At 62.0% G+C, this 23,432-nt stretch carries 28 protein-coding genes; 16 read left to right on the forward strand and 12 right to left on the reverse strand.

Going from position 1 to position 23,432, the window contains the following annotated elements; genetic code table 11:
• Nucleotides 1–98 precede the first annotated feature (98 nt).
• The 3 genes from ACI3KW_RS11565 to ACI3KW_RS11575 all read left to right on the forward strand — a co-directional run bounded on the left by ACI3KW_RS11565 (nt 99) and on the right by ACI3KW_RS11575 (nt 1,966).
• Nucleotides 99–692 carry an acyloxyacyl hydrolase gene (locus tag ACI3KW_RS11565; RefSeq protein ID WP_404848197.1) on the forward strand — a complete coding sequence of 198 codons (594 nt, stop codon included), beginning with the start codon at nt 99–101 and terminating at the stop codon, nt 690–692.
• Nucleotides 693–1,032: 340 nt separating this feature from the next.
• A complete protein-coding gene (locus ACI3KW_RS11570; RefSeq protein ID WP_404848198.1) occupies nt 1,033–1,590 on the forward strand; it encodes an acyloxyacyl hydrolase in 558 nt (185 codons plus the stop codon).
• Between the two features lie 10 nt (nt 1,591–1,600).
• Nucleotides 1,601–1,966, forward strand: a complete 366-nt coding sequence (locus tag ACI3KW_RS11575; RefSeq protein ID WP_404848199.1) for a glyoxalase superfamily protein — start codon at nt 1,601–1,603, stop codon at nt 1,964–1,966.
• A gap of 152 nt (nt 1,967–2,118) precedes the next feature.
• On the opposite strand, the gene ACI3KW_RS11580 is transcribed toward ACI3KW_RS11575, so the two are convergent.
• Nucleotides 2,119–3,306 carry an NAD(P)/FAD-dependent oxidoreductase gene (locus ACI3KW_RS11580; RefSeq protein ID WP_404848200.1) on the reverse strand — a complete coding sequence of 396 codons (1,188 nt, stop codon included), beginning with the start codon at nt 3,304–3,306 and terminating at the stop codon, nt 2,119–2,121.
• Nucleotides 3,307–3,793: 487 nt separating this feature from the next.
• Here ACI3KW_RS11580 and ACI3KW_RS11585 point away from each other — a divergent pair, with 487 nt between their 5' ends.
• The 3 genes from ACI3KW_RS11585 to ACI3KW_RS11595 all read left to right on the forward strand — a co-directional run bounded on the left by ACI3KW_RS11585 (nt 3,794) and on the right by ACI3KW_RS11595 (nt 6,698).
• Nucleotides 3,794–4,834 (forward strand): aspartate-semialdehyde dehydrogenase, encoded by a 1,041-nt coding sequence (locus ACI3KW_RS11585; protein ID WP_404848201.1) that lies wholly within the window; start codon nt 3,794–3,796, stop codon nt 4,832–4,834.
• Nucleotides 4,835–4,932: 98 nt separating this feature from the next.
• Nucleotides 4,933–5,817 (forward strand): EamA family transporter, encoded by an 885-nt coding sequence (locus ACI3KW_RS11590; RefSeq protein ID WP_404848202.1) that lies wholly within the window; start codon nt 4,933–4,935, stop codon nt 5,815–5,817.
• Entirely contained in the window at nt 5,817–6,698 is an 882-nt protein-coding gene (locus ACI3KW_RS11595) for an EamA family transporter (RefSeq protein ID WP_404848203.1), read from the forward strand. The genes ACI3KW_RS11590 and ACI3KW_RS11595 overlap by 1 nt, the downstream gene beginning before the upstream one ends.
• Before the next feature lie 37 nt (nt 6,699–6,735).
• Here the strand turns inward: ACI3KW_RS11595 and ACI3KW_RS11600 are convergent, their stop codons facing one another.
• The 3 genes from ACI3KW_RS11600 to ACI3KW_RS11610 form a co-directional block, all read right to left on the reverse strand.
• Nucleotides 6,736–7,047, reverse strand: a complete 312-nt coding sequence (locus tag ACI3KW_RS11600; protein ID WP_162740047.1) for a hypothetical protein — start codon at nt 7,045–7,047, stop codon at nt 6,736–6,738.
• A gap of 91 nt (nt 7,048–7,138) precedes the next feature.
• Entirely contained in the window at nt 7,139–7,399 is a 261-nt protein-coding gene (locus ACI3KW_RS11605) for an EF-hand domain-containing protein (protein ID WP_113120010.1), read from the reverse strand.
• Nucleotides 7,400–7,785: 386 nt separating this feature from the next.
• Nucleotides 7,786–8,424, reverse strand: a complete 639-nt coding sequence (locus tag ACI3KW_RS11610; RefSeq protein WP_113120009.1) for a carbonic anhydrase — start codon at nt 8,422–8,424, stop codon at nt 7,786–7,788.
• Here ACI3KW_RS11610 and ACI3KW_RS11615 point away from each other — a divergent pair.
• The gene (locus ACI3KW_RS11615) at nt 8,423–8,704 is read left to right on the forward strand and encodes a DUF1737 domain-containing protein (protein ID WP_390888821.1); all 282 of its coding nucleotides are present in this window, start codon (nt 8,423–8,425) and stop codon (nt 8,702–8,704) included. The genes ACI3KW_RS11610 and ACI3KW_RS11615 overlap by 2 nt on opposite strands.
• 185 nt (nt 8,705–8,889) lie before the next feature.
• Here ACI3KW_RS11615 and ACI3KW_RS11620 read toward each other — a convergent pair whose 3' ends face one another.
• Complete coding sequence (locus ACI3KW_RS11620) at nt 8,890–9,474, reverse strand: NUDIX domain-containing protein (protein WP_404848204.1); 585 nt, start codon at nt 9,472–9,474, stop codon at nt 8,890–8,892.
• A gap of 251 nt (nt 9,475–9,725) precedes the next feature.
• A complete protein-coding gene (locus tag ACI3KW_RS11625) occupies nt 9,726–10,151 on the reverse strand; it encodes a winged helix-turn-helix transcriptional regulator (RefSeq protein ID WP_404848205.1) in 426 nt (141 codons plus the stop codon).
• Between the two features lie 69 nt (nt 10,152–10,220).
• Here ACI3KW_RS11625 and ACI3KW_RS11630 point away from each other — a divergent pair, with 69 nt between their 5' ends.
• Complete coding sequence (locus ACI3KW_RS11630; protein ID WP_404848206.1) at nt 10,221–10,886, forward strand: alpha/beta fold hydrolase; 666 nt, start codon at nt 10,221–10,223, stop codon at nt 10,884–10,886.
• Between the two features lie 60 nt (nt 10,887–10,946).
• Here ACI3KW_RS11630 and ACI3KW_RS11635 read toward each other — a convergent pair whose 3' ends face one another.
• Together ACI3KW_RS11635 and ACI3KW_RS11640 are read right to left on the reverse strand one after the other, a co-directional pair.
• Nucleotides 10,947–11,639: a DUF899 domain-containing protein gene (locus ACI3KW_RS11635; RefSeq protein ID WP_404848207.1), complete on the reverse strand. Its 693-nt coding sequence runs from the start codon at nt 11,637–11,639 to the stop codon at nt 10,947–10,949.
• 2 nt (nt 11,640–11,641) lie between these two features.
• Nucleotides 11,642–11,914, reverse strand: a complete 273-nt coding sequence (locus ACI3KW_RS11640; RefSeq protein ID WP_404848208.1) for a hypothetical protein — start codon at nt 11,912–11,914, stop codon at nt 11,642–11,644.
• Between the two features lie 347 nt (nt 11,915–12,261).
• Between ACI3KW_RS11640 and sdhC the strand changes: the two genes are divergently transcribed.
• Genes sdhC through ACI3KW_RS11665 form a run of 5 tightly spaced genes read left to right on the forward strand, consistent with a single transcriptional unit; the run spans nt 12,262 to nt 15,990 of the window.
• Nucleotides 12,262–12,648, forward strand: coding sequence for a succinate dehydrogenase, cytochrome b556 subunit (gene sdhC, locus ACI3KW_RS11645; RefSeq protein ID WP_404848209.1), 387 nt, complete (start codon nt 12,262–12,264; stop codon nt 12,646–12,648).
• The gene (sdhD, locus tag ACI3KW_RS11650) at nt 12,648–13,040 is read left to right on the forward strand and encodes a succinate dehydrogenase, hydrophobic membrane anchor protein (RefSeq protein ID WP_404848210.1); all 393 of its coding nucleotides are present in this window, start codon (nt 12,648–12,650) and stop codon (nt 13,038–13,040) included. The genes sdhC and sdhD overlap by 1 nt, the downstream gene beginning before the upstream one ends.
• A 6-nt stretch (nt 13,041–13,046) precedes the next feature.
• A complete protein-coding gene (gene sdhA / locus ACI3KW_RS11655; RefSeq protein ID WP_404848211.1) occupies nt 13,047–14,861 on the forward strand; it encodes a succinate dehydrogenase flavoprotein subunit in 1,815 nt (604 codons plus the stop codon).
• A gap of 26 nt (nt 14,862–14,887) precedes the next feature.
• Entirely contained in the window at nt 14,888–15,151 is a 264-nt protein-coding gene (locus ACI3KW_RS11660) for a hypothetical protein (protein WP_404848212.1), read from the forward strand.
• Nucleotides 15,152–15,204: 53 nt separating this feature from the next.
• Nucleotides 15,205–15,990 (forward strand): succinate dehydrogenase iron-sulfur subunit, encoded by a 786-nt coding sequence (locus ACI3KW_RS11665; RefSeq protein ID WP_404848213.1) that lies wholly within the window; start codon nt 15,205–15,207, stop codon nt 15,988–15,990.
• A gap of 450 nt (nt 15,991–16,440) precedes the next feature.
• Here the strand turns inward: ACI3KW_RS11665 and ACI3KW_RS11670 are convergent, their stop codons facing one another.
• The 4 genes from ACI3KW_RS11670 to ACI3KW_RS11685 all read right to left on the reverse strand — a co-directional run bounded on the left by ACI3KW_RS11670 (nt 16,441) and on the right by ACI3KW_RS11685 (nt 20,342).
• Nucleotides 16,441–17,838 (reverse strand): hypothetical protein, encoded by a 1,398-nt coding sequence (locus tag ACI3KW_RS11670; RefSeq protein WP_404848214.1) that lies wholly within the window; start codon nt 17,836–17,838, stop codon nt 16,441–16,443.
• 75 nt (nt 17,839–17,913) lie between these two features.
• Nucleotides 17,914–18,858, reverse strand: coding sequence for a DMT family transporter (locus ACI3KW_RS11675; protein WP_404848215.1), 945 nt, complete (start codon nt 18,856–18,858; stop codon nt 17,914–17,916).
• 252 nt (nt 18,859–19,110) lie between these two features.
• On the reverse strand, nt 19,111–20,040 hold the full coding sequence (locus ACI3KW_RS11680) for a tyrosine recombinase XerC (protein WP_404848216.1): 930 nt from the start codon (nt 20,038–20,040) through the stop codon (nt 19,111–19,113).
• Nucleotides 20,041–20,150: 110 nt separating this feature from the next.
• On the reverse strand, nt 20,151–20,342 hold the full coding sequence (locus ACI3KW_RS11685; RefSeq protein ID WP_404848217.1) for a hypothetical protein: 192 nt from the start codon (nt 20,340–20,342) through the stop codon (nt 20,151–20,153).
• 123 nt (nt 20,343–20,465) lie between these two features.
• On the opposite strand from ACI3KW_RS11685, the gene ACI3KW_RS11690 reads away from it, so the two are divergent.
• From ACI3KW_RS11690 to ACI3KW_RS11700, 3 genes are read left to right on the forward strand one after another with little or no spacing between them, the layout of a single operon-like run.
• Entirely contained in the window at nt 20,466–22,634 is a 2,169-nt protein-coding gene (locus ACI3KW_RS11690) for a primosomal protein N' (protein WP_404848218.1), read from the forward strand.
• 58 nt (nt 22,635–22,692) lie between these two features.
• Nucleotides 22,693–22,968 carry a BrnT family toxin gene (locus ACI3KW_RS11695; RefSeq protein ID WP_113119994.1) on the forward strand — a complete coding sequence of 92 codons (276 nt, stop codon included), beginning with the start codon at nt 22,693–22,695 and terminating at the stop codon, nt 22,966–22,968.
• Nucleotides 22,949–23,230 carry a BrnA antitoxin family protein gene (locus ACI3KW_RS11700; protein WP_404848219.1) on the forward strand — a complete coding sequence of 94 codons (282 nt, stop codon included), beginning with the start codon at nt 22,949–22,951 and terminating at the stop codon, nt 23,228–23,230. The genes ACI3KW_RS11695 and ACI3KW_RS11700 overlap by 20 nt, the downstream gene beginning before the upstream one ends.
• Nucleotides 23,231–23,432 lie beyond the last annotated feature (202 nt).

A 23,432-nucleotide genomic window follows, 5' to 3' on the forward strand; every position in this document is an offset into this window, starting at 1 on the left:
CCGGCCAGTCACATGAGCGGCCAAATCGCTCCGAAGGCATTGACTCTATTGGGGCTTGCAAGCTCAATGCAGGCCGTTTTCCAAGTGAATGGTCGGTCATGTCGGTACTGCGTACGCTGCTTTTTTCTGCCCTGGGTCTCGTCGGCGCCGTGGCGCCCGTGGCCGCGCAGGATCTGATGGACCCCCATCCGCTGGCCGGCGTGGTCGATGAATTGCGCATCGGCGTGCATGCCCATTCGGTCGACAGCACCATGCTGCCCTTCAGCGTGCAGAACTGGGATCTCAGCCATATCGAGGATGTCAGCTTTGACGTGCTGTTCACCTCGCCGGACCTGGATGCCTTCCGCTGGGTCGGCGCGCCGCGTCCGGAAGTGGGCGCCACGCTCAATCTGGGCGACGGCGATTCGATCGCCCATCTGGGCCTGACCTGGCAATTGCCGGTGTTCGAAACCCCGTTCTATCTCGAAGGCACGTTCGGCGCCGCCGTCAATGATGGCTACCTGACCGGCGCGCCCGAAGGCCGCAAGAATTTCGGCTGCCGCGTCAATTTCTACGAACGATTCGGCGTCGGCGCCAACCTCAGCGAGAACATGACCGCCACCCTGACCTATGAACACACCTCCAATAATGGCTGGTGCGATGCCAATGACGGACTATCCAACTTCGGCCTGCGCGTCGGCTGGAAGTTCTAGTTCATTCAGCTGATGCTGGCCTGCAAGCGGCAGTTTTCTGCGCTTCCGGTGCTCACGTACTGATGTACGCTGCGCTCCGGTTCTCGAAAACCGCCCCTTTCGGCTCAGCCTGAGCTGAATGTCGTCCAGACCCCATCCTGAAGAAGCCACGGCATAAGAAAACCACGGTGTCATTCCCGCGAAAGCGGGAACCTCCGTTTGCTTTCTTCTGCTGCGGGTGGACGAGTTTGGCGTAGGGCCGCCCACCAGCGTTAACGCCCAGTTAAAGACAATTTGAATCAAACATTGCGCAGCCCCGCGCTGCGCCCTCCAATCGCCATAGGCGAATTGGAGTTGAGCAATGCGGATCATCTGGCGGGCGATATTGGCTTTGGGTCTGACGCTGCTCGCCATAGGCGGCGCGCAGGCCCAGTTCGATATCGTGCCCGAAATCCGCGGCGGCATCTTTTCGCGCGGCGTGACCGATGCCGATAGCTCCGGCCTGTTCGATACCGAGCGCATCGAAGACGCCAATGTGGAATTGCTGTTTGCCGTGCCGGCACTGAGCCCGGCTTTGGTGCCGGCTGAAATCCGCCCGCATCTGGGCGCGACCTTCAACATGGATGGCAAGGAAAGCATGCTCTATGGCGGGCTGAGCCTCACCTTCCGGCTGCCCCTATTGCCGATTTTCGCCGAGGCGAGCCTGGGCGGAGCGCTGCAGAACGGCTCCATGCTGGAGGCGGGAGCCCCGCAACGCTTCGGCTGCGCGGCCTTGTTGCGCGCCTCGGGCAGTGTGGGTGTCGACGTCTTGCCGGGCGCGTCAGTAATGCTGACGGCCGAGCATTATACCGACGGCGGGATGTGCGGGGACAGCGAGGCTCTGACCAATGTGGGCCTCCGGGCCGGGATACGGTTCTGAGGATGCTACCATGCAGCACATAAGAACCGTGCCGATCCTGCGCAGTTTCGACGAGGCCAAGGCGCGCGAATTCTATCTCGATTGGCTGGGGTTCAGCGTGGATTGGGAGCATCGCTTCGAGCCCAATCTGCCGCTTTACATGCAGGTCTCACGTGATGGGGTCGTGCTGCATCTTTCCGAGCATCACGGCGATGCAACGCCGGGCAGTCACGTGCGGGTCGAGGTCAGCGGGCTGGCCGCGTTTCATGCCGAGCTGACGGGCAAGCGGTACAAGAATAATCGCCCGGGGCTGGAGTCGCCGCCCTGGGGTGGGCTGGAGATGACGGTGACCGATCCGTGCGGCAACAGGATTACGTTTGCGCAGGGGGAGAGCTAGGGCGGGGCTTTGCACCGAGAACTCCCCCCACACGGTGTCATTCCCGCGAAAGCGGGAACCTCCGTTTTCTTTGCTGGCATCGCCAAACAGAGGTTCCCGCTTTCGCGGGAATGACATTGTGGGTGGGGCGATATTGCGAGTGTAGTTTTGCTTTAAGCCGCTTGCCCCGCAGCCCAACCGGACGCCCACGCCCATTGGAAATTGTAGCCGCCGAGCCAGCCGGTGACATCGACCACTTCGCCGACGAAATAGAGGCCGGGCACCGCGCGGGCCGCCATGGTCTTGGCGTCGAGGTCGCGTGTGTCGACGCCGCCTAGCGTCACTTCAGCGGTGCGATAGCCTTCCGAACCAACGGGCTTGAGCGTCCAGTTCTTGAGCTTGGCTTCGATCACGGCCAGCTTCTTGTCCGAGAAATCGCCGAACATGCCAGGCATGTCGAGCTCGTCGCCCAACAATTGCGCGAGCTTTTTGGGCAGGAGATTGCCGATGACCGTCTGCACCTGAACCTTGGGCATTTCCTTGCGCGCGGCGCGCAGCACCTCGCCGGCATCGCGACCGGGCAGCAGGTCGACTTCAATGGCGTCGCCCTCGCGCCAATAGGACGAAATCTGCAGGATGGCCGGACCCGACAGGCCCCGATGGGTGAACAGCAGGGCTTCCTCGAACGCCGTCTTGCCGTGCTTGACGATAGCATCGGTGGCAATGCCGGCGAGCGGCGTGAGCTTTTCCAGCGCCCCGGTTTCAAAGGTCAGGGGCACGAGCCCCGGGCGGGTTTCGGTGAGGCGCAGGCCGAACTGGGTGGCCAGCTGATAGCCAAAGCCGGTAGCGCCCATTTTGGGAATGGATTTGCCGCCGGTGGCAACGATCAGGCTCTCGGCTGTGGCTGAAGTATTGGCGAACAGCACTTCAAAACCGGTTTCGGTCTTGCTCACCCGCTCGATTGCCGTCTTGAGCCAGAGCGTCACCCCGGCCAGCCGCATTTCGCCCAGCAGCATGGTGTTGATCTGGGTGGCGGGGCCATCGCAGAACAATTGGCCCAGCGTCTTTTCATGAAAGGTGATGCCGTAGCGGCGCACCAGCTCGATGAACATGTCGGGCGTGTAGCGCGACAGTGCCGACAGCGCGAAGCGTGGATTGTCGCTGAGGAAGCGATCGCGGCCGCGCTCTATCGTGGCATTGATATTGGTGAAATTGCAGCGCCCGCCGCCCGAAATGCGGATCTTGTCGCCGGCATGGGCGGCGTGATCCACCAGCAGCACCTTGCGGCCGCGCTTGCCCGCTTCGATAGCGGCCATCATACCAGCGGCCCCGGCGCCGAGGACGATCACGTCGTAATGCATTGTTTTGGCCCTTTGGGTTTGGCGGCAGTTACAGTCATGGAGTGCGTGGTGGCAAGGGTTGGACGAGTGTTCGTGTGCTTTCTCAGTCGCCTGCCCCATCGTCATCACCCGGCTTGTCCGGGTGATCCACCTTTCAGCGTATGCGGCGACATGGATTGCCCGGACGAGCCGGGCAATGACGGTTACTCAGAATGGTGATGCTCTGACCGGAACCAGCCTCTTAAGATTGACTCTTTCCTATTTGAGAGTATGACAAGTCCTGCTTGCAACCAAAGCAGTCACAAGATGCGCAGCGCTTTCGCTATGGCCGATTTGCCTACGACCCCGGTGTTCACCGGTGGCGTCGCTGCCCTCATGACCAAAACCACCAAAACCGCCTGAAGCTTTTCCCCGGGTCGTCTCCCGACGGGGAGAGGCTCACAGCACTGGCCGCGATGCAAGTCATCGCGCGGGGGCGGAAACTGGTAAGGGACTGGAGTTCCAAAAAATGGGTTATCGCGTCGCTGTCGTCGGTGCCACTGGTAATGTGGGCCGGGAAGTTCTCAATATTCTGGCCGAACGCAAGTTCCCCGCCGACGAGGTTATCGCGCTGGCGTCCTCGCGCTCGATCGGGCGGGAAATTTCCTATGGCGACAAGATTCTGAAGGCCAAGAATCTCGAGGACTTCGATTTCACCGGCGTCGATTTCGCCATCATGTCGGCCGGCGGCACCATTTCCAAGGAATGGGCGCAGCGCATCGCCGCCAAGGGCGCCATCGTGATCGATAATTCGAGCTATTGGCGCTATCATTCCGATGTGCCGCTGGTGGTGCCGGAAGTGAACGCCCATGTACTGGACGCCTTCATGGCCAATCCCAACCGCACCAATATCATCGCTAATCCGAACTGCTCGACGGCCCAGCTGGTCGTGGCGCTCAAGCCCCTGCATGACTTCGCCAAGATCAAGCGCATCGTCGTCTCGACCTATCAGTCGGTGTCGGGCGCGGGCAAAGATGGGGTGGATGAGCTGTGGAACCAGACCAAGGGCATTTTCGTCAACGATAGCGCCACGCCCGGCAAGTTCCCCAAGCAGATCGCCTTCAACGTCATCCCCCATATCGATGTGTTCATGGAAGACGGCTACACCAAGGAAGAGTGGAAGGTGCTGGCCGAAACCAAGAAGATCCTTGATCCCAAGATCAAGGTGACCTGCACCGCCGTGCGCGTACCGGTGTTCGTTGGGCATTCCGAAGCGGTCAATATCGAATTCGAGAACCCGATTTCGGCTGACGAAGCCCGCGATATCCTGCGCGAAGCGCCAGGCATTTCGGTGCTCGACAAGCGCGAGCCGGGTGGCTACGCGACCCCGGTGGAAGTGGTGGGCGAATACGACACCTATGTCTCCCGCATCCGCGAAGACAATACGATCGAAAACGGCCTCAATATCTGGGTCGTGAGCGACAATCTGCGCAAGGGCGCAGCGCTCAACACGATCCAGATCGCCGAAACGCTGATCGAACGTGGCCTCTTGGCCAAGAAGGCGGCTTAGCGCTATTGCCCTGATTACACTCGGTGTCATCCCGGCCTGCGCCGGGGTGACAGCGTGGATGTAATTGCCTCTGGGCAAATTCTATAGGTCCAACAAAAATGTCCCCGCGTGACCTCATTCTAGCCCTTGGCGTCGTCATTGTGTGGGGACTCAATTTCGTCGCCATCAAATGGGGCGTGGACGAAGTGCCGCCCTTCATGCTGACGGCCCTGCGTTATCTCGGCTGCGCGCTCCCGGCCGTGTTTTTCATCCGGCGGCCCCAGGTCAGCTGGCGCATGTTGATCCTCTACGGCTTTACCGTGGGCGTGCTGCAATTCAGCTTCCTGTTCACCGCCATGCGGCTGGGCATGCCGGCAGGGCTGGCGAGTCTCGTCATGCAGATGCAGGTGTTTTTCACCATGGCTTTGGCCGTGCTGTTCCTGGGCGAGCGGCCGGGCCTGTTCCAGCTTGGCGGGGCGTTGATCGCCCTTCTGGGACTCGCCACAATCGGGGCCGAGCATCTGGGCGGCGCAGTGCTGGTGCCGCTGGTCATGACGCTGGTGGCGGCCATGTTCTGGGCCATGTCCAATATCGTCACCAAGCGCGCCGGCAAAGTCGACATGCTGGGCTTCGTCGTCTGGGGGAGTCTGGTGCCGCCCATCCCCATGCTGCTGCTATCGCTGATCTTCGAGGGGCCGGGCGCCTATGCTTCGCTCCTTGCCATGACACCGCGCGGTATCGGTTCGGTCCTCTTCATCGCCTATGGCTCGACGCTGTTCGGCTATGGGCTATGGGCAGTGTTGCTGGGGCGTTATCCGGCCAGCGTCGTCGCGCCATTCTCGCTGCTGGTGCCGGTGGTGGGCTTTGCCGCCGCGATGCTCATTCTGGGTGAAGCGGTCACCGTGCCCGAGATTCTGGGTAGCCTTTTGATCTTTGTCGGGCTGGTGCTCAATGTGCTGGGGCCCAAAGCCCTGGCGCGGTGGCGGCCGGCGGGCGGCGTATAATGCCGATCCGCCATATCGGGCTGGCGCTGCTGGTCGTGGTCATCTGGGGCTTCAATTTCGTCGTCATCAAACTGAGCGTCGACGCCCTGCCGCCCTTGCTGGCGGCGGCTTTGCGCTTCCTGTTCGCGGCCTTTCCGCTGGTCTTCTTCGTCAAGCCGCCCAAGGCGCCGTGGCCCATCGTGGTGGGGTTCGGGCTCAGCTTCGGCTTTGCGCTTTATGCCTTTTTGAACCTCTCCATCGCCTGGGGCATGTCGGCGGGGCTGAGTTCGCTGGTGCTGCAGGTGCAGGCGTTTTTCACCATGGGCCTCGCCTTTTTGCTATTGGGCGAGCGGCCGAGCCGGTTCCAGATCATGGGGGCGGCGGTGGCCTTTGGCGGCATTGCGGTGATCGCCACCGAACGGCTGGGCGCCACTTCGCTGTTGCCGCTGGGCATGACGCTGCTGGCGGCTCTGGCCTGGGGCCTGGCCAATGTGCTGACCAAGAAGGCGGGCAAGATCAATGCGCTCTCCTTCACCGTCTGGGGTGCGCTGGCCGCGCCGCTGCCGCTGCTGGCGCTGTCATTGCTGGTCGAGGGACCGCCGACTGTACTGGCCGCCTTGCGCGGGTTCAGCTGGCAGGATGCGGGGCTGATCGCCTTTCTCGCCTATCCGGCAACGCTATTGGGCGGGGCGATCTGGAGTTGGCTCTTGGGCCGGCACAAGGCGTCGGTCGTGGCCCCATTTACCCTCCTGGTGCCGATCACCGGCATGTTGTCGGGCTATCTGGTGCTGGGGGAGGTGATCACCCCGATTGAGATTGCCGGGGCCGGGCTGGTCATTCTGGGCCTTGTCATCACGCTGCTGCGTGGCCGGCCGAGTGAGCTGGCTGTGCGGCTCGACTAACAAAAAGGCCGCCCCGGAGGGCGGCCGATGAGAAGTTTTACTGCACCAACGAATCGGGTGTGTCGACCGGGTCGGCGGGCGCAGCAGGCGCTGCGGGTGCGGCCGGATCAGCGGGCACGGCGGCAGGCTGCAGCCCGGCCAGTTCGCTGGCAGAAATGCCGCCGCTGGCATCGATATCGGCGCCGGTGAATTCGGCTTCGGTCAGGTCGGGCCAGACCACCTGCAATTCGCTCAGCGACAGCTCGCCGCTACCATCGGTGTCGACATCGGTGAAATTGGTGGGGGTCTGCGCCAGGGCGGCGCCGGCCGATAGGCTCAGAATGGCAAAGCCAAGAACAATCTTGCGCATCAATTCTCTCCTAGATGGGTGCCCGTTCTGGCGGGCGGGGGCAAGAGCCAGGGGAAACCAGGCGATGGCCGTATGGTTCCCCCGGGCTAATTTACATTGCGGGCGCTGGAACCGGGGCCGGCGTCGTCGCCGCGGCGAATTCCTCGGCGCTCAGCTCGCCATTGCCATCGGTATCGGCGGCGGCAAATTGCTCGGCGGTGACGCCGGGCATGGCCACCTGCAGCTCGGTCAGCGAGATGCCGCCACTGGCGTCGGTATCCAGGGTCGCGAAATCGGGGGCTACTGCGTCTTGCGCGAAAGCGGCGCCGGACAGGCCCAGAACGACAGCGACGGACAGGATGAGCTTCTTCATGGGGGTTTGAACTCCATGTTGGGGAGACAGCGGCAACGGGTTAGCCCGTGGCCGACGGATCGCACTCCGCGCGGTCCGTGCAACAAAGAGTGATGGGGTAATGTGTCCTGTGCTGGCCGTAAAACCGGCAGCGAGCGGGAGATAATCGGGCAAATTAGAGGCAGTGATTTTACAAAATAACTGCCAGGTATTGCGTCAGATATTATGCCGGTGTCGCGGTGAATTTCAAGTTTACTTGCCGCGCTAGTCTTGCTCGGCGGGATGAATTTTCACCCATGCCGCATCAGCTTTGAATGCCGGCAAGTCTGCACGATCACACAAGCGTGACAGTGCCGGAACGGAAACTTGATCGCTCCGGTCCCACCAAGTCGAACGGCCCGAAAAACTCAGAAATCGGGGCGGATGAAATCGCCGCTCGAGTTCATGATCCATAGTTCGCCCGTCGAAATATCGAACCAGGCGCCATGTACGGCGATTTTCCCCTCGGCCTCGAGCGAAGCCACATAGGGAAAGGTGCGCAGGTTGCGGATCGAATTGCGGATCGAAATCCGCTCCAGCGCTGTCTGCCGTTCGGCCGGGGTCATCAGCTCGTTTTGCACGATCTGGTCGGGCAGGCCGCCCAGCATGCTCATCCACTTGCCGATGAAGTCGCCGGAATCGAGCGGCTTGCTGTCGGGGTTGAGCGCCGCCTTGATGCCGCCGCAGCGGCCATGGCCCATTACTACGACATTGGCGATGTTGAGCGCCTTGACGGCAAATTCGATAGCCGCCGAGGTGCCGTGCTGGCCGCCATCGGGCTGATAGGTGGGCACCAGATTGGCCACGTTGCGCAATACGAACAATTCGCCCGGTCCGGCATCGAAGATCATTTCGGGCGCTGCGCGGCTGTCGCAGCAGGCAATGATCATGGTTGTGGGGTTCTGCCCCTCGGCGGCCAGATCGCGGATCCGGTCCTTTTCGCGGGCATAGCGGCCGGCCATGAAATTGGCGTGGCCCTTGAGCAGGTGGTCTGGAAAGCTGTGCATGGCATATCGCTTAGCTCTGTGGCAGAAGAAGATCAACCTGGGGCGCATGGGGCGCCCGCATACCGGGGTTGCAATGCTGATCTACCGCTTTTTGTCCGGGGAAGACGATTCCTCGTTTTGCCACAAGGTCACCAAGGCCCTGAGCGAGGGCTGGGAACTGCATGGCTCGCCCACCTATGCCTATGACGCGGTCGCCAAAAAGATGAAGGCCGGCCAGGCCGTCACCCGCGTGGCGAGGGACCAACCCTATGATCCGGACAAGAAACTTGTCGATTATTGAGAGCTGGATTTAGCGCGGCAAACTGAGAGCCCCGATCCAATCCCCTCCCCCTTGAGGGGAGGGCTAGGGTGGGGGTGCTGCAACCTCAAAATGCACCATGCGCGGGGGGATCTCAGCACCCCCACCCTCAATCCCTCCCCTCAAGGGGGAGGGAGGGGATCGCGGCTTTCAAGTCCTGTCCAACCTCAACTGCCGTCCCGCATCTGTTGCAGCGCCAGCGCCTGCAGCAGCATGATGGTCTTGGCGTCGATGATCTCGCCGGTCTCGATCATCGCCAGAGCCTCGGCGAAGCCGATTTCGAACACTTCGATATCTTCGCCTTCATGTTCCAGCCCGCCCCCGGCATGGAGGGGAGCGCCGGGCGTGTAGCGCGCCAGGAAGCAGGCGCATTTTTCCGTCAATGAGCCCGGGCTCATATAGGCGTTGAACATGAATTGCAGGTCGGCCGGCTCATAGCCGGTTTCCTCGACGGCCTCGCGATGGGCGGCCACCGCGGCGCTTTCTCCGTCCAGCATGCCAGCGGGCACCTCGATCATCCAGGCGGCATCGCCATTCAGATGCGGCGGCAGGCGGAACTGGCGGGTGAGGATGATCGTGCCGGCTTCGGGCGCGTGCAGCAACACGGCGGCGGCGCTGCCATGGTCATAGACTTCGCGGCGCACTGTCTGGCTTCCGCCGTCACGACGCGGATGATTGACCTGATAATCGTCGAACCGGCCCCAATTATGGGCCAGCTTGGTGACGCTCTCGATAATGATCTTGTCGCTCAATCGGGTGCCCTCTCGATGCTGGCAGAGCTATGCCGCAAATGCCGCGCCAGGGCCAGTCCCGGGAATCGATGTTCTGATCGTCGGATGCCCGGATACGGTTCCCTCCCCCTTGTGGGGAGGGCTAGGGTGGGGGTGCTGCGACTGCCACGAATTCCATGCTGGTGGAGACCTCAGCACCCCCACCCTCAATCCCTCCCCACATGGGGGAGGGAGGCAGATCTGGGCTCTCCAGCGCCCAAAGCCGAATGTCCCTAACCCCCACCCAGATGCACCCGGCGCAGCTCCGCCATCTGCGCGTCAATGGCGCCGGGGCCGCCCCGATCCCGCGCCTCGCCGGTGGCGGCGAGTACCGGGTCGACCGGCATATAGCTGCGGCTCCAGCGGCTGATCTGGGCGATGATCGGCAGCAGGTCGATGCCCTTTGCGGTCAGCGAATAGATCGCCTTGAGCTTGTGGCTGGGGTCGCCCGCGCGGGTCACGATGCCGGCTTCCACCAGCATGGCCAGCCGGTCGGACAGGATATTGCTGGATATGGCTTCGTCCGAGGCCAGGAATTCGCGGAAATGGCGTTTGCCGGCAAACATCATGTCGCGAATGATCAGCAGGGTCCATTTGTCGCCGAACACTTCGAGGCCCAGATTGATCGGACAGCCGGAACGGAAAGAAGTTTGCATCATGGCTTGACTCTAGGTGTTATGGTTGTAAAAAGCAAGCGCTTGCATTTTGCAATCATACGGGAGGAAGCGATGACGACATTTGTGCTGGTGCATGGAGCATGGGCGGGCGCTTGGGGTTGGGACAAGGTGGCCGAGCGGCTGCGCGGGGCCGGCCATCGCGTGCATGTGCCGACGCTGAGCGGGCTGGGGGAGCGCTCCCATCTGGCGGCCTATCCCATCACGCTGACCGACCATGTGAACGACGTCGTCAACGAGATGATCTGGCACGATCTAACCGAGGTAGTGCTGGTGGGCCATTCCTATGGCGGCATCGTCATCACCGGGGTCGCGGAGCGAGCTGCCGATCGCATTGCCTCGATCGTCTATCTCGATGCCTTCATCCCTGCCGACGGCCAATCCTTCGAAGACTTCTTTGGCGAGAAATTCACCGGCCCGCTGACGCCCGTGCCCGATGGCGGTGAAGATGACTATGCGACCAAGGCCGAAGGGGCCCGGGTTGTTGCCCTCAGCACACCGCAGCCGACCGGCACCTTTACCGAACGGCTCAAGGTCAGTGGCGCTTATCTGGGCATTGCCCGCAAAACCTATATCCTGGCCACCGGCTGGGACGGCTTCGGCGGTATCGCCGCGCCGCTGCGGAACGATCCGGCCTGGAGCTTGCACGAACTGCCCTGCGGCCACGACGTGCCGTTGCTGCTGCCGGTGGAACTGGCGGAATTGCTGGAACAGGCGTGATGGGGATCATGAAAATTGCCGGGGCCTTATCGGCTCCGGCAATGAGAATGCCGCTTGAGACTATTGATAACGATCGTGGCGGCGCAGCCAGTCCATGCCCTCGGTTTCATTGCGGCCCTTGGGCATGAGATCGAGCATGGCATAGGTGCCCATCATCACCTCCACACCGCGGCCGAAGGTGGAATAGGTGCGGAACACCTGCCCGTCCTCGTCCTTGTAAAAGGCCGTGACCCCGGGCCATTCCTCGCCGGTTTCCTGCCATTGCCCGAAATTGTAGTCGATATGGCCGCTGGCAACTTCCTCCGGCGTGAAGCTCACCCGGAAATCGTAATTGAACGTGCTGCCAAATGAGGACACCCAGGTGAACTGCCAGCCCATGCGCTGGCGATAGCGCTCGATATCGGCCAGCGGGGCGCGCGAGACGGCGACCATGGTGACGTCGTGATTGGCCAGATGCAGGTTCATGCCATCGGTATGGTCGGCCATGAAGGAACAACTCGGGCAGCCTTGCGTCCAACCCGGCGCAAACATGAAATGCTGCACCAGCAGCTGCGAGCGGCCCTCGAACAGCTCGGCCAGGCTGCGCGGGCCAGCCAAGGTGTCGAACACATAGTCCTTGTCCATGCGCTCCCAGGGCAGAGCCAGCCGCTCGCGGGCGAGCTTGTCGCGCAGATGGGTCAGCTCCTTCTCGGCCTTGAGAAAGTCCCGGCGGGCGGCCAGCCAGTCATCGTGTGAAACAACCATATGGTGCATCGTCATTCTCCTTGGGTTTGGGAAAGGTCTGTGTCGCGGCGCTGCGCAAAGAGCAGCTTGAGCCAGGGCGACAGGTGAAAGACGCCCATCAGCAGATACATCAGGGCCATGTCGTGGATCGGCAGCATGGCGGCGCCCGAGCAGATCGCCATCCCCGATGTATCAAGGGCGGATAGGCCCGCCATGAGGCCGAAGACCGGAGCCGCCGCATAGGCGAGCAGGGCAATTGCCTCGCCAGCCGGCGAACCCATCGTGCGTGTTGCTGTCTGTGTCATCCTGCGCTCCTTCCATTGCCTTCCCCGCTTGCGGCGGCGGTGATGCGGAAAGGCTATGCCGGGCACAGCATCGGGCGTGAGTTACAATCGTGGCGGGATTTTTTTGCGCCCGCGCTTGGCCGCCCAAGGCCTGATAGTTGCCCCGAACAGCTTTTCTGGCCCAACAGCACACCTCCGATTCCGTCGCCCTCCGAACACCGTGGGCGATATACGAACAAAGTGCGCAATGCGCCAAAAGTTGACCTCTGGGGGGCTTTGAATTGTCATGCGGGGAGGCTAGAAGTCTTGAACCATTCCAAACTACAGCGGTCCCTTCCGCGCGTTCAGGACGGCTCCAGGAAGACTCCATGACGGTTCGCTCCCGCCCCACTTCTCCGCATCTGCAAATCTATCGCTGGACCATCACCATGGCCATGTCGATCGCGCATCGCGCGACGGGCATTGCCAATTATGTGGGCTCGGCCCTGCTGGTGCTGTGGCTGGCCGCCGCCGCCATCGGACCCGAGCCGCTCAATGTGGTCAATGCCATCTATGGCAGCTGGTTCGGCCAATTGGTGTTGTTTGCCTATTCCTGGTCGCTGTTCCACCACATGCTGGGGGGCCTGCGCCATTTCGTCTGGGATTTCATCGAGATGATGGAGCCGGGCCAGCGCGAGGCGCTTGCCTGGGCCAATCTGGTGGCCTCGATTGCGCTGACCCTGCTGGTCTGGACCGTTTTTGTGTGGGTGCATTGATGCGTGAACAAGTGATCACCCGGGACATCATTGCCAATCCCAAGACCAAATATGGCGATGCCAAAGCCTCGACCCGCCATTTCATTACCCAGCGGGTGACCGGCGCTATCAATGTGCTGTTCATTGGCTTTTTGGTCTTCATCGTGGTGCGCCTGGCCGGCCAGGATCGGGCCGATATGGTGTCGCTGATCGGCAATGGCTTCGTCGGCATTCCCTTTGCCGTGCTGCTCGCCGTGGTCACCGTGCATATGCGCAATGGCATGCGCGACACGCTGGAAGATTATCTGGCGGGCGCCACCTATCGGCTGGCCATGCTGCTCAATACGCTGTTCTGCCTCGCCGTGGGTCTGATCGGCGTGATTTCCATTCTCAAGCTCGTCTTCTGGGGTTAGTGCCTGATGGCTTCCACTTATGAACTCATCGACCACGAATTCGACGTGGTCGTGGTGGGCGCCGGCGGCGCCGGCCTCCGGGCGACCCTGGGCATGGCCGAGCAGGGGTTCAACACCGCCTGCATCACCAAGGTCTTCCCAACCCGCAGCCATACCGTGGCGGCACAGGGCGGCATTGCCGCCTCCTTGCAGAATATGGGCCCCGATAGCTGGCAATGGCACATGTACGACACCGTCAAGGGGTCGGACTGGCTGGGCGATAATGACGCCATGGAATATCTGGCGCGCGAAGCCCCGGCGGCCATTTATGAGCTCGAGCATTACGGCGTGCCGTTCAGCCGCACGGAGCAGGGCAAAATCTATCAGCGCCCGTTTGGCGGCCACATGACCGAATTCGGTGATGGCCCGCCGGTGCAGCGCACCTGCGCCGCCGCCGACCGCACCGGCCACGCGATCCTGCACACGCTTTACGGCCAGAGCCTGCGCAACAATGCGCAATTCTATATCGAATACTTTGCGCTCGACCTGATCATGGGCGAGAATGGGGAATGCCAGGGCGTGATCGCCTGGAAGCTCGATGACGGCACGCTGCATCGCTTCCGCGCCAAGCTGGTCGTCTTGGCCACCGGCGGCTATGGCCGCTCCTATTTCTCGGCCACCTCGGCTCATACCTGCACCGGCGACGGCAATGGCATGGTGGCGCGGGCTGGCTTGCCGCTACAGGATATGGAATTCGTGCAATTCCACCCCACCGGCATTTATGGCGCGGGCGTGCTGATCACCGAAGGCGCGCGTGGCGAGGGCGGGTATCTGACCAATTCGGAAGGCGAGCGCTTCATGGAGCGCTATGCCCCCAATGCCAAGGATCTGGCATCGCGCGACGTGGTGAGCCGCTGCATGACGCTCGAAATCCGCGAAGGTCGGGGTGTCGGTCCGAACAAGGACCACATTTATCTGCACCTCGATCATCTCGATCCCAAGGTGCTGCATGAGCGGCTGCCGGGCATTACCGAATCGGCAAAAATCTTTGCCGGTGTCGATCTGACCCGCGAGCCGATCCCGGTTCTGCCCACCGTGCACTATAATATGGGTGGCATTCCCGCCAATTATCATGGCGAAGTGCTCGACCCCACGCCCGACAACCCCAACCGCATCGTGCCCGGCCTGATGGCCGTGGGCGAAGCCGCCTGTGCCTCGGTGCATGGCGCCAATCGGCTGGGTTCCAATTCCCTCACCGATCTTGTGGTGTTCGGCCGCGCCGCCGCCATTCGCGCCGGCAAGGTGATCGATAAGGCGAGCCCCGTGCCGGCCATCAATGCGGCCGAAGACGCCAAAATCCTCGCCCGCTTCGATCGCCTGCGCCATGCCAATGGCAGCCAATCGACCGCCAAGCTGCGCGACGAAATGCAGCGCACCATGCAGGCCGACGCCGCCGTGTTCCGCACCGACCAGTCGCTCAAGAATGGCGTTGCGGCGATGAGCGAAATCTATGCGCGCCTGCCCGACGTCAAGGTCACCGACCGCTCGTTGATCTGGAATTCGGATCTGGTGGAAACGCTGGAGCTGGAAAACCTGATGGCCTGCGCCATCGCCACGGTGGTCTCCGCCGAAGCCCGCCACGAAAGCCGCGGCGCCCATGCGCATGAGGATTTCCCCAATCGCGACGACAAGGAATGGCGCAAGCACACGCTGGCCAAGATCAATGTCGATAATGGCGCGGTGGAATTGAGCTACCGGCCGGTGATCCTTGATCCGCTGACCCCCGAAAGCGAAGGCGGGATTGATCTGAAGAAGATCGCGCCCAAGGCACGCGTTTATTGATGCGCGCGCCGGGGCTGGTTATCGCGATGGTCCTGGCTGCGGCGGCACCGGCATTTGCCGCGGCGCCCACCCCGGCGCAGAAAAACGAATTTTACCAGGTCTGCATGGGTATCGCGAGCAATGAGACCCTTTGCTCCTGCAAGGCCGATGCGGCCATGACGCTGATCGATGAGCGCTTCATGGGCGTGGTGATCAAATCGATGAAGGGTGGCTCCCCGGCCGAAGGCGATTACGTCGCCTACAATGCCTATGTCGCCAAATCGAACCAGATCTGTAAGCCGAATTATTGAACTGACTATCGCGCCGGGTTGAGCGGCGTCGTGTTGAGAAGGAAGAGCGACCCATGGTCGAATTGATGCTCCCCAAGGCCGACCGGCCTCAGAAGGGCAAGACCTGGCCCAAGCCCGAGGGCGCCAAGCGCCTGCGCGAATACCATATCTATCGCTACGACCCCGACCAGAATGCCAATCCGCGCATCGATACCTATTTCGTCAATCTGGACGATTGCGGCCCGATGATCCTGGATGGTCTGCTCTGGATCAAGAACAAGGTCGATCCTACGCTGACGCTGCGCCGAAGCTGCCGCGAAGGCATTTGCGGCTCGTGTTCGATGAACATTAACGGGCTCAATACATTGGCCTGTACCAAGGGCATGGATGACTCCAAGGGCCCCATCAAGATCTACCCGCTGCCGCATATGCCGGTGGTCAAGGATCTGGTGCCGGACCTGTCCAATTTCTACGCCCAGCACCGCGCCATCGAGCCCTGGCTCAAGACCACGTCGCCCACGCCGACCAAGGAATGGACGCAGTCGGTGCCCGAGCGCGCCAAGCTCGATGGGCTCTACGAGTGTATCCTGTGCGCCTGCTGCTCCACCTCGTGCCCGTCCTATTGGTGGAATGGCGAGAAATATCTGGGGCCGGCCGCCTTGCTACAGGCCTATCGCTGGCTGATCGACAGCCGCGATGAGGCCACCCAGGAACGGCTCGATGACCTGGAAGACCCGTTCAAGCTTTATCGCTGCCACACGATCATGAACTGCGCCAAGGTCTGCCCCAAGGGGCTCAACCCGGCCAAGGCCATCGCCGAAATCAAGAAGATGATGGTGGAACGCAAGGTCGCTGCGTAATTTTTCGCCGTCTGAGATGATGAGGCCCGTGGGTATTCCCGCGGGCCTTTTGTTTTGGGGCGCGCAGTTCATCTTGAACTCACATCACCCACAGTGTCATTCCGGCGCCGGCCGGAATCCATGCTGAAGGTCATCCCCGTGCTGGATGCAAATGAGGCGCCGCGGACCTGAATCCCGGCCGGTGCCGGAATGGCGCCCTGGATGGAAGCGGCTTTGTCTGAATCATCCCAACCCACCGCATCTCCCTCGGGCTCGACCCGAGGGCCGCCCGCAACCCGGCACAAGCAGCGAATGGCCCTCGGGTCGAGCCCGAGGGAGAGCGGTGATGGCGCGCGTTCTCACAAGACCCACAAAGGGCTGTTGGGCGATAAAGCGTAGCCACGACTACGCGAACACCAAACAAAAACGGCGGAGCTTTTGCCCCGCCGCCTGAGATCGAATCCAAAAAACCTAGATGCCGTCGTCTTCCCTCAGCACGATCAAGCCAGCCTCAAACGCCGTCTTGCAGTCGTCGGCGTCGTGCTCGAGGTCGCTGTCGAGCAGGGTGATGGCAGCGCCGGGGCCTTCAAAGCGCGGGTCGTCGCACTGATCGTCATTGGCGTAGCTCGACGTGTTGTCACCAAACTCGATTTCCGAGCTGTCATAGGGCGCGCCGGCTGCGTAGCTGGGCTGGTAGACCTCGCGGATCTGCACCTTGCCGGCCGCTTCCAGCGTCTTGCAATCGGTGGCGTCGGCCATCTGGTCTTCGTAGAGCTGCTTCTTGTTGGTGCCTTCGCCGACAAAGCGCGGATCGTCGCATTCCCCGTCATTGGCCCATTTGGAGGTGTCGCTGCCATAGTCGAACTCGGTGGAAGCCGGGCTCGCGCTGGTGGCGGCGGTGCCATCGGGATCGAAGCTCACGGTCCCGGCGGCATAGGCAGCCTTGCAGTCGGTAGCGTCGTGGCCGATGTCGTCGTCCAGCATTTCCGAAGCCGCGCCGGTGCCCGAGAAGCGCGGATCATCGCATTCCTCGTCCTTGGCCCATTCACTGGTGTCGTCGCCAAAGTCGATCTCGGAAATATCGACCTTGGTGGCGCTGCTGCCGGCGCTATCGCCATTGAAGGTCACGGTGCCAGCGTCATAGGCAGTCTTGCAATCGGTGGCGTCCTTGCGGATATCGGCGTCGAGCAGTTCGACCGCGCTGCCGGTGCCGGAAAAGCGCGGATCATCGCATTCCCCGTCATTGGCCCATTCACTGGAATCATCGCCGAAATCGATCTCGGCAGCTGTGGCAGGCGTGTCGGTACCGGTGGCTGGCGTGTCGGTGGTGGTGGCATTGGCGTTGGAATTATCGTCAGCCAGGCTCACCGTGCCCGCTTCATAGGCCGCCTTGCAATCGGTAGCATCCTTGCGGATGTCCTCATCGAGCAATTCCTCGGCGCTGCCTTCGCCCTTGAAACGGGGGTCGTCGCATTCGCCATCATTGGCCCATTCGCTGCTGTCATCGCCAAAGTCGATGGCATCGATCGGGCTGGCAATGGTTATATCGGCCGGGGTACTGCCCGCTTCGACCAGCGTCACGGTGCCGGCGGCAAAGGCGGCGCGGCAATCGGTGGCGTCCTTGCGGATATCGGCATCGACCAGTTCGGCGGCGCTGCCGGTGCCGGAGAATCGCGGATCGTCGCATTCCCCGTCATTGGCCCATTCGCTCGAATCATCACCGAAATCGATGTCGCCGGCCGCGGTCGTCGTGAGGGTGCTGGGGCCGGTCTTGTTGTCGAGCTTCTGGGCAAAGGCTGGTGCGGCAAGCCCTGCAGCCAGAATCAGCCCCAATGTGGTCGCGCCCAGCAACCGCTTGTAAGTTTGCATCGGTGTCCCTTTCCGAAGGTATGGCCGCCAGTGGTGGCTGCACAATATAGCGGCTTTGCGGCAGCCGACAGCGTTTTAGTCCTGCCGATTGCGCGCCCGGCGTTCAGCTCTTGTGAACAATACCGAGCCGAGCAACACCAGAGCCGTGCCCAGGGCATGGAAAATGGTGAAGGGTTCGGACAGCACGATGACGGCGATGATGATGGTGACGATCGGCCCGAAAGCGCCGGTCGAGGAGGTGGCGCGCGCCCCGATGCGCGCCATGCCGGCATTCATCAGGAATGAGGGCAGCACGGTGCCCAGCACGCCCAGAGCCAGGCCATAGGTCCAGATTTGAGGCGACAGCGTCAGATAGCTCTGTGGCCCGGCGATGATCAGGTTCTGCCCGATGGCGCAAAGCGCGGCGGTGGACATGGCGATGCAGGTGAAGAGGCCCGAGCCCAGCTTGAGCATCTGCCTTTTGGCCAGGTGCTGGTAGAGCGCAAAGGTAATGGCTGAGCCCAGCACCAGGAGCGTGCCAGTCACCAGCCCATCCGGGTTCAGCGCGAGATTCCAGCCGAAGATCACCAGCAGCCCGGCATAAGACACCAGCATGGCCGGTACCACGCCCCAGACCATGCGGTCGCCGAAGAACCAGACGCCGAACAACAGTACGAAAAAGGGATAGGTGAACAGCACCAGCCGCTCATATTGGGCGGTCAGGTAATTGAGCCCTAAAAAGTCGAGATAGCTCGAGACATAATAGCCCAGAATGCCCACGGCCATGCTGGTCAGCACCACGGGCCAGCTGAGCGAAGCCCGCAAGTTCTCCTCGCGCCGCAATAGACCCACCATAATGACCAGATACACCGGCAGCGCCACGATCATACGCAGGGAGAGCAGCATTTCGGTCGTGGTGCCCTGGGCATAGGCGAGCTTGATGAAAATGCCCTTGGTGGCAAACAGCACGGCGCCGGCCACGGCAAAGGCATAGCCCAAGGGGTCATTGGCGGATGGGGCAGATGAAGAGGCAGCGGACATGGGAGGCGGTTCCAAAAAGACCCGCCTCAAGCAACACCGGAGCCTGAAAGGCGGGCCGGTGCGACGAAGGGCTGGATGTCAGCGCTCGTTCCGGACCCCAGGGGAGCCAGAAAGCCAAAGACCAAGCAGAATGATGGTGGCGGACGAGTGCATGAGCCGTTTGGTAGCGCTGCCTGTTGCGGCTGGCAAGGCGGGTTTTCCGATAACCGTTCGCACCAAATGCTACGTCGACGCTAACAGTCCGTGCACCAATTACCCCCTGGGGTGGGCCTTGCGATAGCTCTCGAGCAGGCGGTCGGTGTCGACCGCGGTATAGATCTGGGTGGAGGACAGACTGGCATGGCCGAGCAGTTCCTGGATGGCCCGCAGATCGCCGCCCCGGCCCAATAAATGCGTTGCAAAAGAATGCCTTAGCGCATGCGGCGTGGCCGAAGGCGGCAGGCCCAGGGCGCCGCGCAATTGGGCAACGCGCAGCTGGATCAGCCGGGGCGACAGCACCCCACCCTTGACCCCCCGGAACAACGGCTCCTCCGGCCAGGATTTGAACGGACAAAGCTCGAGATAGAGCTCAATCGACTTCCGCACCGCCTCGATCAGCGGCACCATGCGAATCTTTCCCCCCTTGCCGGTGACCCGCAAAGTCTGCGATTCGAGGTCGGACCGGGTCAGCGCCAAAGCCTCGGCAATACGCAGCCCTGCGCCATAGCAGAGCGAGAGCACCGCCATGTCGCGGGCGGCGACCCAGGGGCGCTCTTCCATTTCCTCGGTGGTGGTAATGGTACGCCGCGCCTCGAGCACAGTCAGCGCCTTGGGCAGCGACTTGGGTTGTTTGGGGGTACGGATGACATTGAGCGCTTCGGTCGCCAGCACGCCTTCGCGTTCGAGAAAAAGGAAGAAGGATTTGAGCGCCGACAGCACCCGGGCCAGCGAGCGCGATCCCAGGCTTTCATTGCGCCGTTGCGCCATGAAGGCGCGGATATCGGCGCCACGCAAGTCCTTGAGAGTGCCCAAGGTTACCGGGCCACCGGCATGACCGGCGAGGAATTGCAGGAATTGGTCGAGGTCGCGGCTATAGGCCTCAAGCGTGTTTTCGGCGAGGCGGCGGACCGAAGCCAGCTCGCGCTGCCAGGCGGCGATCTGGGCGCGCATGAACTCGTCGGTGGCAAAGGCAGAATCGACCATGCCGGGAGTTTAGCGCGTGGCGGTTAGAAAATTGTAGCCAATGAAAAGGGGCGGATGAGGGGGCCATTGGGAGGCCTGCATGGGACGGGTCCCCTCATCCGATTGGGTCATCACCGGCAGTGCGGCGTGAAATCAGGGCGTTGGCTGGGCGGTATGCCCAGGTCATTGTAGAGATGGCCCGGCAATTCCTGCACCCGCTTCTGGCGCTGCAATGCCGATAGCAGCAGCTGATAAAGGCTGGCGCGCTTGGCGATGGTGACGATGTCCTCAGATAGGGGCACCCGATCGATCATCTGGGTCATGATATCCTCCTGTGCTTGGGAAGACAGAATGCGCCCGCCCCCTGACAGGGCCTGTCAGCAGTCCAAGCTGGCCGCAGAATCACTTGCACCGGGATCGCTGGGATGCGAACAGAACAAGCACAAATGGAGATACGTCCAGACATCGTTGCCGTCATGGTGGGGGTGGCCGTCGAGGGCCCCTATAGCTATCGCGTGCCCGCCCATATGAGCGTCACGCGCGGCTCGATCGTGGCCGTGCCGCTGGGGCCGCGGCTGACGCTGGGCGTGGTCTGGGGGCCGCCCAAGGACTTGGTGGCGCATAATCGGCTGCGCGATATCGCCATGGTCTATGACGTGCCCCCGCTCAGCGAGGAATTGCTCAAGCTGGTCGAATGGGTGGCGCGCTATACATTGGCCGCGCCCGGCCAGGTGCTGCGCGCCGTGCTGCGATCCACCGAAGCGTTGGATGCGCCCAAGCCAATTGTCGCCTTCCGCCGCACCGGGCTGGAGCCGGAAAAGCTGACGCCGGCGCGGTTGCGGGTGCTCGACGCCTTGATGGACGACATGGCCTGGCCCAAGGCCGCGCTGGTTGGCGCCACCGGGGTTTCGCCCTCGGTGATCGAGGGGCTGGAGCGGGCCGGCGCCATTGAACGCCTGGAAGTGGCGGCGCCGCCCATCGTTTTGCCGCCGGACCCCGATGGCGCGGCGATTACGCTCAATCCCGAGCAGCGCGCGGCGCTGGAGCAGATCGTGGCGCTTGATGCCAATGCGTTCGGGGTGGCCTTGCTCGATGGGGTGACCGGCGGCGGCAAGACGGAAGTGTTCTTCGAAGCGGTAGCCGACACGTTGCGCGCCGGGCGGCAGGCGCTGATTCTACTGCCCGAAATTGCGCTGACCCACACATTTTTGGACCGCTTCACCAAGCGCTTCGGCACGCGGCCGGCTGAGTGGCACTCGGACATGACGCCGGTGCAGCGGGCCAAGGTATGGCGTGGCGTGCTTGATGGCAGTGTGCGGGCCGTGGTGGGGGCACGCTCGGCGCTGTTCCTGCCGTTTCGCGAGCTGGGCATGTTGGTGCTCGATGAGGAGCATGACGGGGCCTATAAGCAGTCCGACGGGGTCAATTACCATGCCCGCGACATGGCCATTGTGCGGGCGCATCTGGCCAACGCGCGGGTGGTGCTGAGTTCGGCCACGCCATCAGTCGAAACACGCAACAATGCCAATATCGGCCGCTATGCCCATGTGCTGCTGACCTCGCGCTTTGCCGAGGCTTCCATGCCCAATATCACCGCGATCGACATGCGGATCGACGGGCCGGAAAAGGGGCAGTGGATCGCCCCGGTGCTGGCGCGCGAAGTGTTCGCGGCGCTGGATCGAGGCGAGCAGGCATTGCTGTTCCTCAACCGGCGTGGTTACGCGCCGCTGACGCTGTGCCGCGCCTGTGGGCATCAATATCAATGCCCGGATTGCTCGGCCTGGATGGTGGAGCATCGCTTCCGGGGCGTGCTGATGTGCCATCATTGCGGGCATGAAGTGCGCACGCCCAAGACCTGCAGCGCCTGCGGCGAAGAAGATACGCTGATTGCGGTGGGGCCGGGCATTGAGAGGGTGGCCGAGGAGGCGGCGGCACGGTTTCCTGATGCGCGGCGGGTGATTCTCTCTTCCGATATGGGTTCCAATGCCCAATTGCGCGAGCGCTTCAGCGAGATCGAGCGGGGCGAATATGATCTGATCATCGGCACCCAGCTGGTCAGCAAGGGTCACCATTTCGAAAAGCTCTCGGTGGTTGGCGTGCTCGATGCCGATCTGGGCCTGGCGCATGGCGACCCGCGCGCGGCGGAGCGGACCTATCAGATATTGACGCAAGTGGCCGGGCGGGCAGGACGTGCCTCCAAGACCGGCAAGGCGTTCCTGCAGACCTATCACCCCGATCATCCGGTGATGCGGGCCATGGTGACGGGCGACCGCGAGGCGTTTTATACCCATGAACTGATGGCGCGCGAAGCGGGTGGGCTGCCGCCATTCGGGCGCCTGGCGGCGCTGATCGTCTCAGCCAATGAACACGACACGGCGATGGGTTTTGCCAAACGCCTGCTATCGGCCGCCCCGATGGCCGAGGGCGTAAAGCTGTTCGGCCCGGCCGACGCCCCCGTCGCCATCATCCGCGGCCGCCATCGTGTGCGGCTGCTGGCGCAATCCGGCAAGGATTTCGATCTCTCCGGCTATGTCCGCTTCTGGCTCAGCTCAGCTGAAAAGGTCACCGGCAATCTGCGGGTCCAGGTGGATATCGACCCGATGAGCTTTATGTAATTTTTGTATATACGAAAATTGACGAAACGCGTTCAGACGACTACATTGAGGGGGCTCGATGGATTTCGAATGGGACGAGGCGAAGAATTCAAGCAATCGCGCCAAGCACGGTGTCGACTTTGAGCTTGTCAGGACCTTTGACTGGTCTGATGCAATAATTGAGCGCGATGACCGGACCGACTACGGCGAGGCTCGCTTCCTTGCACGCGGTGTTGCTGCGGACGGCCAGGGTTATTCGATTGTTTTCACGTTTCGCGTAGCGGCGATCCGAGTAATCAGTATTCGGCCGTTCAACAGGAAGGAACATAGGCGCTATGGCAAAAAGGAAGAGTGAGCGCATCTATGGCGTTCCGGACGAAGAAAATCCTGAATTGACCGAGGAGGCTATGCGGCGCTCCATCCCTGCAAAGCAATTTTTTGCCGAGCGCGGGCTGCCCATGCCTGGCCGCCCGAAATCCGAGGCGCCCAAGGTTTCGGTCAGCCTGCGGCTGGACCCTGATGTGGTGGATGGATTCAAGGCCGGTGGCCCGGGCTGGCAGACACGGATGAATGCCGTTTTGGCGCAAAGTCTGAAGAACCAGAAGAAGTCGGCTTAGGTTTTAGGGAGACGGTCGCGGTAGGCTTGCCGTGGAACGTTGTACCCTGCGACATTTTCGCCGCCTTTGAATCGCGCCGCCAAGCCTTGCGTGGCGCTTGGGCCTTGTGCTAGAGCCAGCGCGACCTTAAAGGGGTCTCCGGACGGCTCCTTTTCCAGATAAGAACAAGCGTCAACGACCGCCCGGTTTCTCGACATGAAAT

This window comes from Devosia sp. ZW T5_3 (assembly GCF_044987315.1).
Lineage (GTDB): Bacteria > Pseudomonadota > Alphaproteobacteria > Rhizobiales > Devosiaceae > Devosia.

Excerpts from the sequence above, each read along its gene's own strand:
- ACI3KW_RS11660 (WP_404848212.1), top strand. The coding sequence starts at position 14,888 with ATGGTCCTGGCTGCGGCGGCACCGGCATTTGCCGCGGCGCCCACCCCG.
- ACI3KW_RS11625 (WP_404848205.1), bottom strand. The coding sequence starts at position 10,151 with ATGATGCAAACTTCTTTCCGTTCCGGCTGTCCGATCAATCTGGGCCTC.
- ACI3KW_RS11665 (WP_404848213.1), top strand. The coding sequence starts at position 15,205 with ATGGTCGAATTGATGCTCCCCAAGGCCGACCGGCCTCAGAAGGGCAAG.
- ACI3KW_RS11610 (WP_113120009.1), bottom strand. The coding sequence starts at position 8,424 with ATGCACAGCTTTCCAGACCACCTGCTCAAGGGCCACGCCAATTTCATG.
- ACI3KW_RS11580 (WP_404848200.1), bottom strand. The coding sequence starts at position 3,306 with ATGCATTACGACGTGATCGTCCTCGGCGCCGGGGCCGCTGGTATGATG.
- ACI3KW_RS11595 (WP_404848203.1), top strand. The coding sequence starts at position 5,817 with ATGCCGATCCGCCATATCGGGCTGGCGCTGCTGGTCGTGGTCATCTGG.
- sdhA (WP_404848211.1), top strand. The coding sequence starts at position 13,047 with ATGGCTTCCACTTATGAACTCATCGACCACGAATTCGACGTGGTCGTG.
- ACI3KW_RS11640 (WP_404848208.1), bottom strand. The coding sequence starts at position 11,914 with ATGACACAGACAGCAACACGCACGATGGGTTCGCCGGCTGGCGAGGCA.
- ACI3KW_RS11685 (WP_404848217.1), bottom strand. The coding sequence starts at position 20,342 with ATGACCCAGATGATCGATCGGGTGCCCCTATCTGAGGACATCGTCACC.
- ACI3KW_RS11605 (WP_113120010.1), bottom strand. The coding sequence starts at position 7,399 with ATGAAGAAGCTCATCCTGTCCGTCGCTGTCGTTCTGGGCCTGTCCGGC.
- ACI3KW_RS11585 (WP_404848201.1), top strand. The coding sequence starts at position 3,794 with ATGGGTTATCGCGTCGCTGTCGTCGGTGCCACTGGTAATGTGGGCCGG.
- ACI3KW_RS11565 (WP_404848197.1), top strand. The coding sequence starts at position 99 with ATGTCGGTACTGCGTACGCTGCTTTTTTCTGCCCTGGGTCTCGTCGGC.
- ACI3KW_RS11570 (WP_404848198.1), top strand. The coding sequence starts at position 1,033 with ATGCGGATCATCTGGCGGGCGATATTGGCTTTGGGTCTGACGCTGCTC.
- ACI3KW_RS11575 (WP_404848199.1), top strand. The coding sequence starts at position 1,601 with ATGCAGCACATAAGAACCGTGCCGATCCTGCGCAGTTTCGACGAGGCC.
- ACI3KW_RS11630 (WP_404848206.1), top strand. The coding sequence starts at position 10,221 with ATGACGACATTTGTGCTGGTGCATGGAGCATGGGCGGGCGCTTGGGGT.
- ACI3KW_RS11695 (WP_113119994.1), top strand. The coding sequence starts at position 22,693 with ATGGATTTCGAATGGGACGAGGCGAAGAATTCAAGCAATCGCGCCAAG.
- sdhD (WP_404848210.1), top strand. The coding sequence starts at position 12,648 with ATGCGTGAACAAGTGATCACCCGGGACATCATTGCCAATCCCAAGACC.
- ACI3KW_RS11635 (WP_404848207.1), bottom strand. The coding sequence starts at position 11,639 with ATGCACCATATGGTTGTTTCACACGATGACTGGCTGGCCGCCCGCCGG.
- ACI3KW_RS11700 (WP_404848219.1), top strand. The coding sequence starts at position 22,949 with ATGGCAAAAAGGAAGAGTGAGCGCATCTATGGCGTTCCGGACGAAGAA.
- ACI3KW_RS11600 (WP_162740047.1), bottom strand. The coding sequence starts at position 7,047 with ATGCGCAAGATTGTTCTTGGCTTTGCCATTCTGAGCCTATCGGCCGGC.
- ACI3KW_RS11670 (WP_404848214.1), bottom strand. The coding sequence starts at position 17,838 with ATGCAAACTTACAAGCGGTTGCTGGGCGCGACCACATTGGGGCTGATT.
- ACI3KW_RS11675 (WP_404848215.1), bottom strand. The coding sequence starts at position 18,858 with ATGTCCGCTGCCTCTTCATCTGCCCCATCCGCCAATGACCCCTTGGGC.
- ACI3KW_RS11680 (WP_404848216.1), bottom strand. The coding sequence starts at position 20,040 with ATGGTCGATTCTGCCTTTGCCACCGACGAGTTCATGCGCGCCCAGATC.
- ACI3KW_RS11590 (WP_404848202.1), top strand. The coding sequence starts at position 4,933 with ATGTCCCCGCGTGACCTCATTCTAGCCCTTGGCGTCGTCATTGTGTGG.
- ACI3KW_RS11615 (WP_390888821.1), top strand. The coding sequence starts at position 8,423 with ATGGCATATCGCTTAGCTCTGTGGCAGAAGAAGATCAACCTGGGGCGC.
- sdhC (WP_404848209.1), top strand. The coding sequence starts at position 12,262 with ATGACGGTTCGCTCCCGCCCCACTTCTCCGCATCTGCAAATCTATCGC.
- ACI3KW_RS11690 (WP_404848218.1), top strand. The coding sequence starts at position 20,466 with ATGGAGATACGTCCAGACATCGTTGCCGTCATGGTGGGGGTGGCCGTC.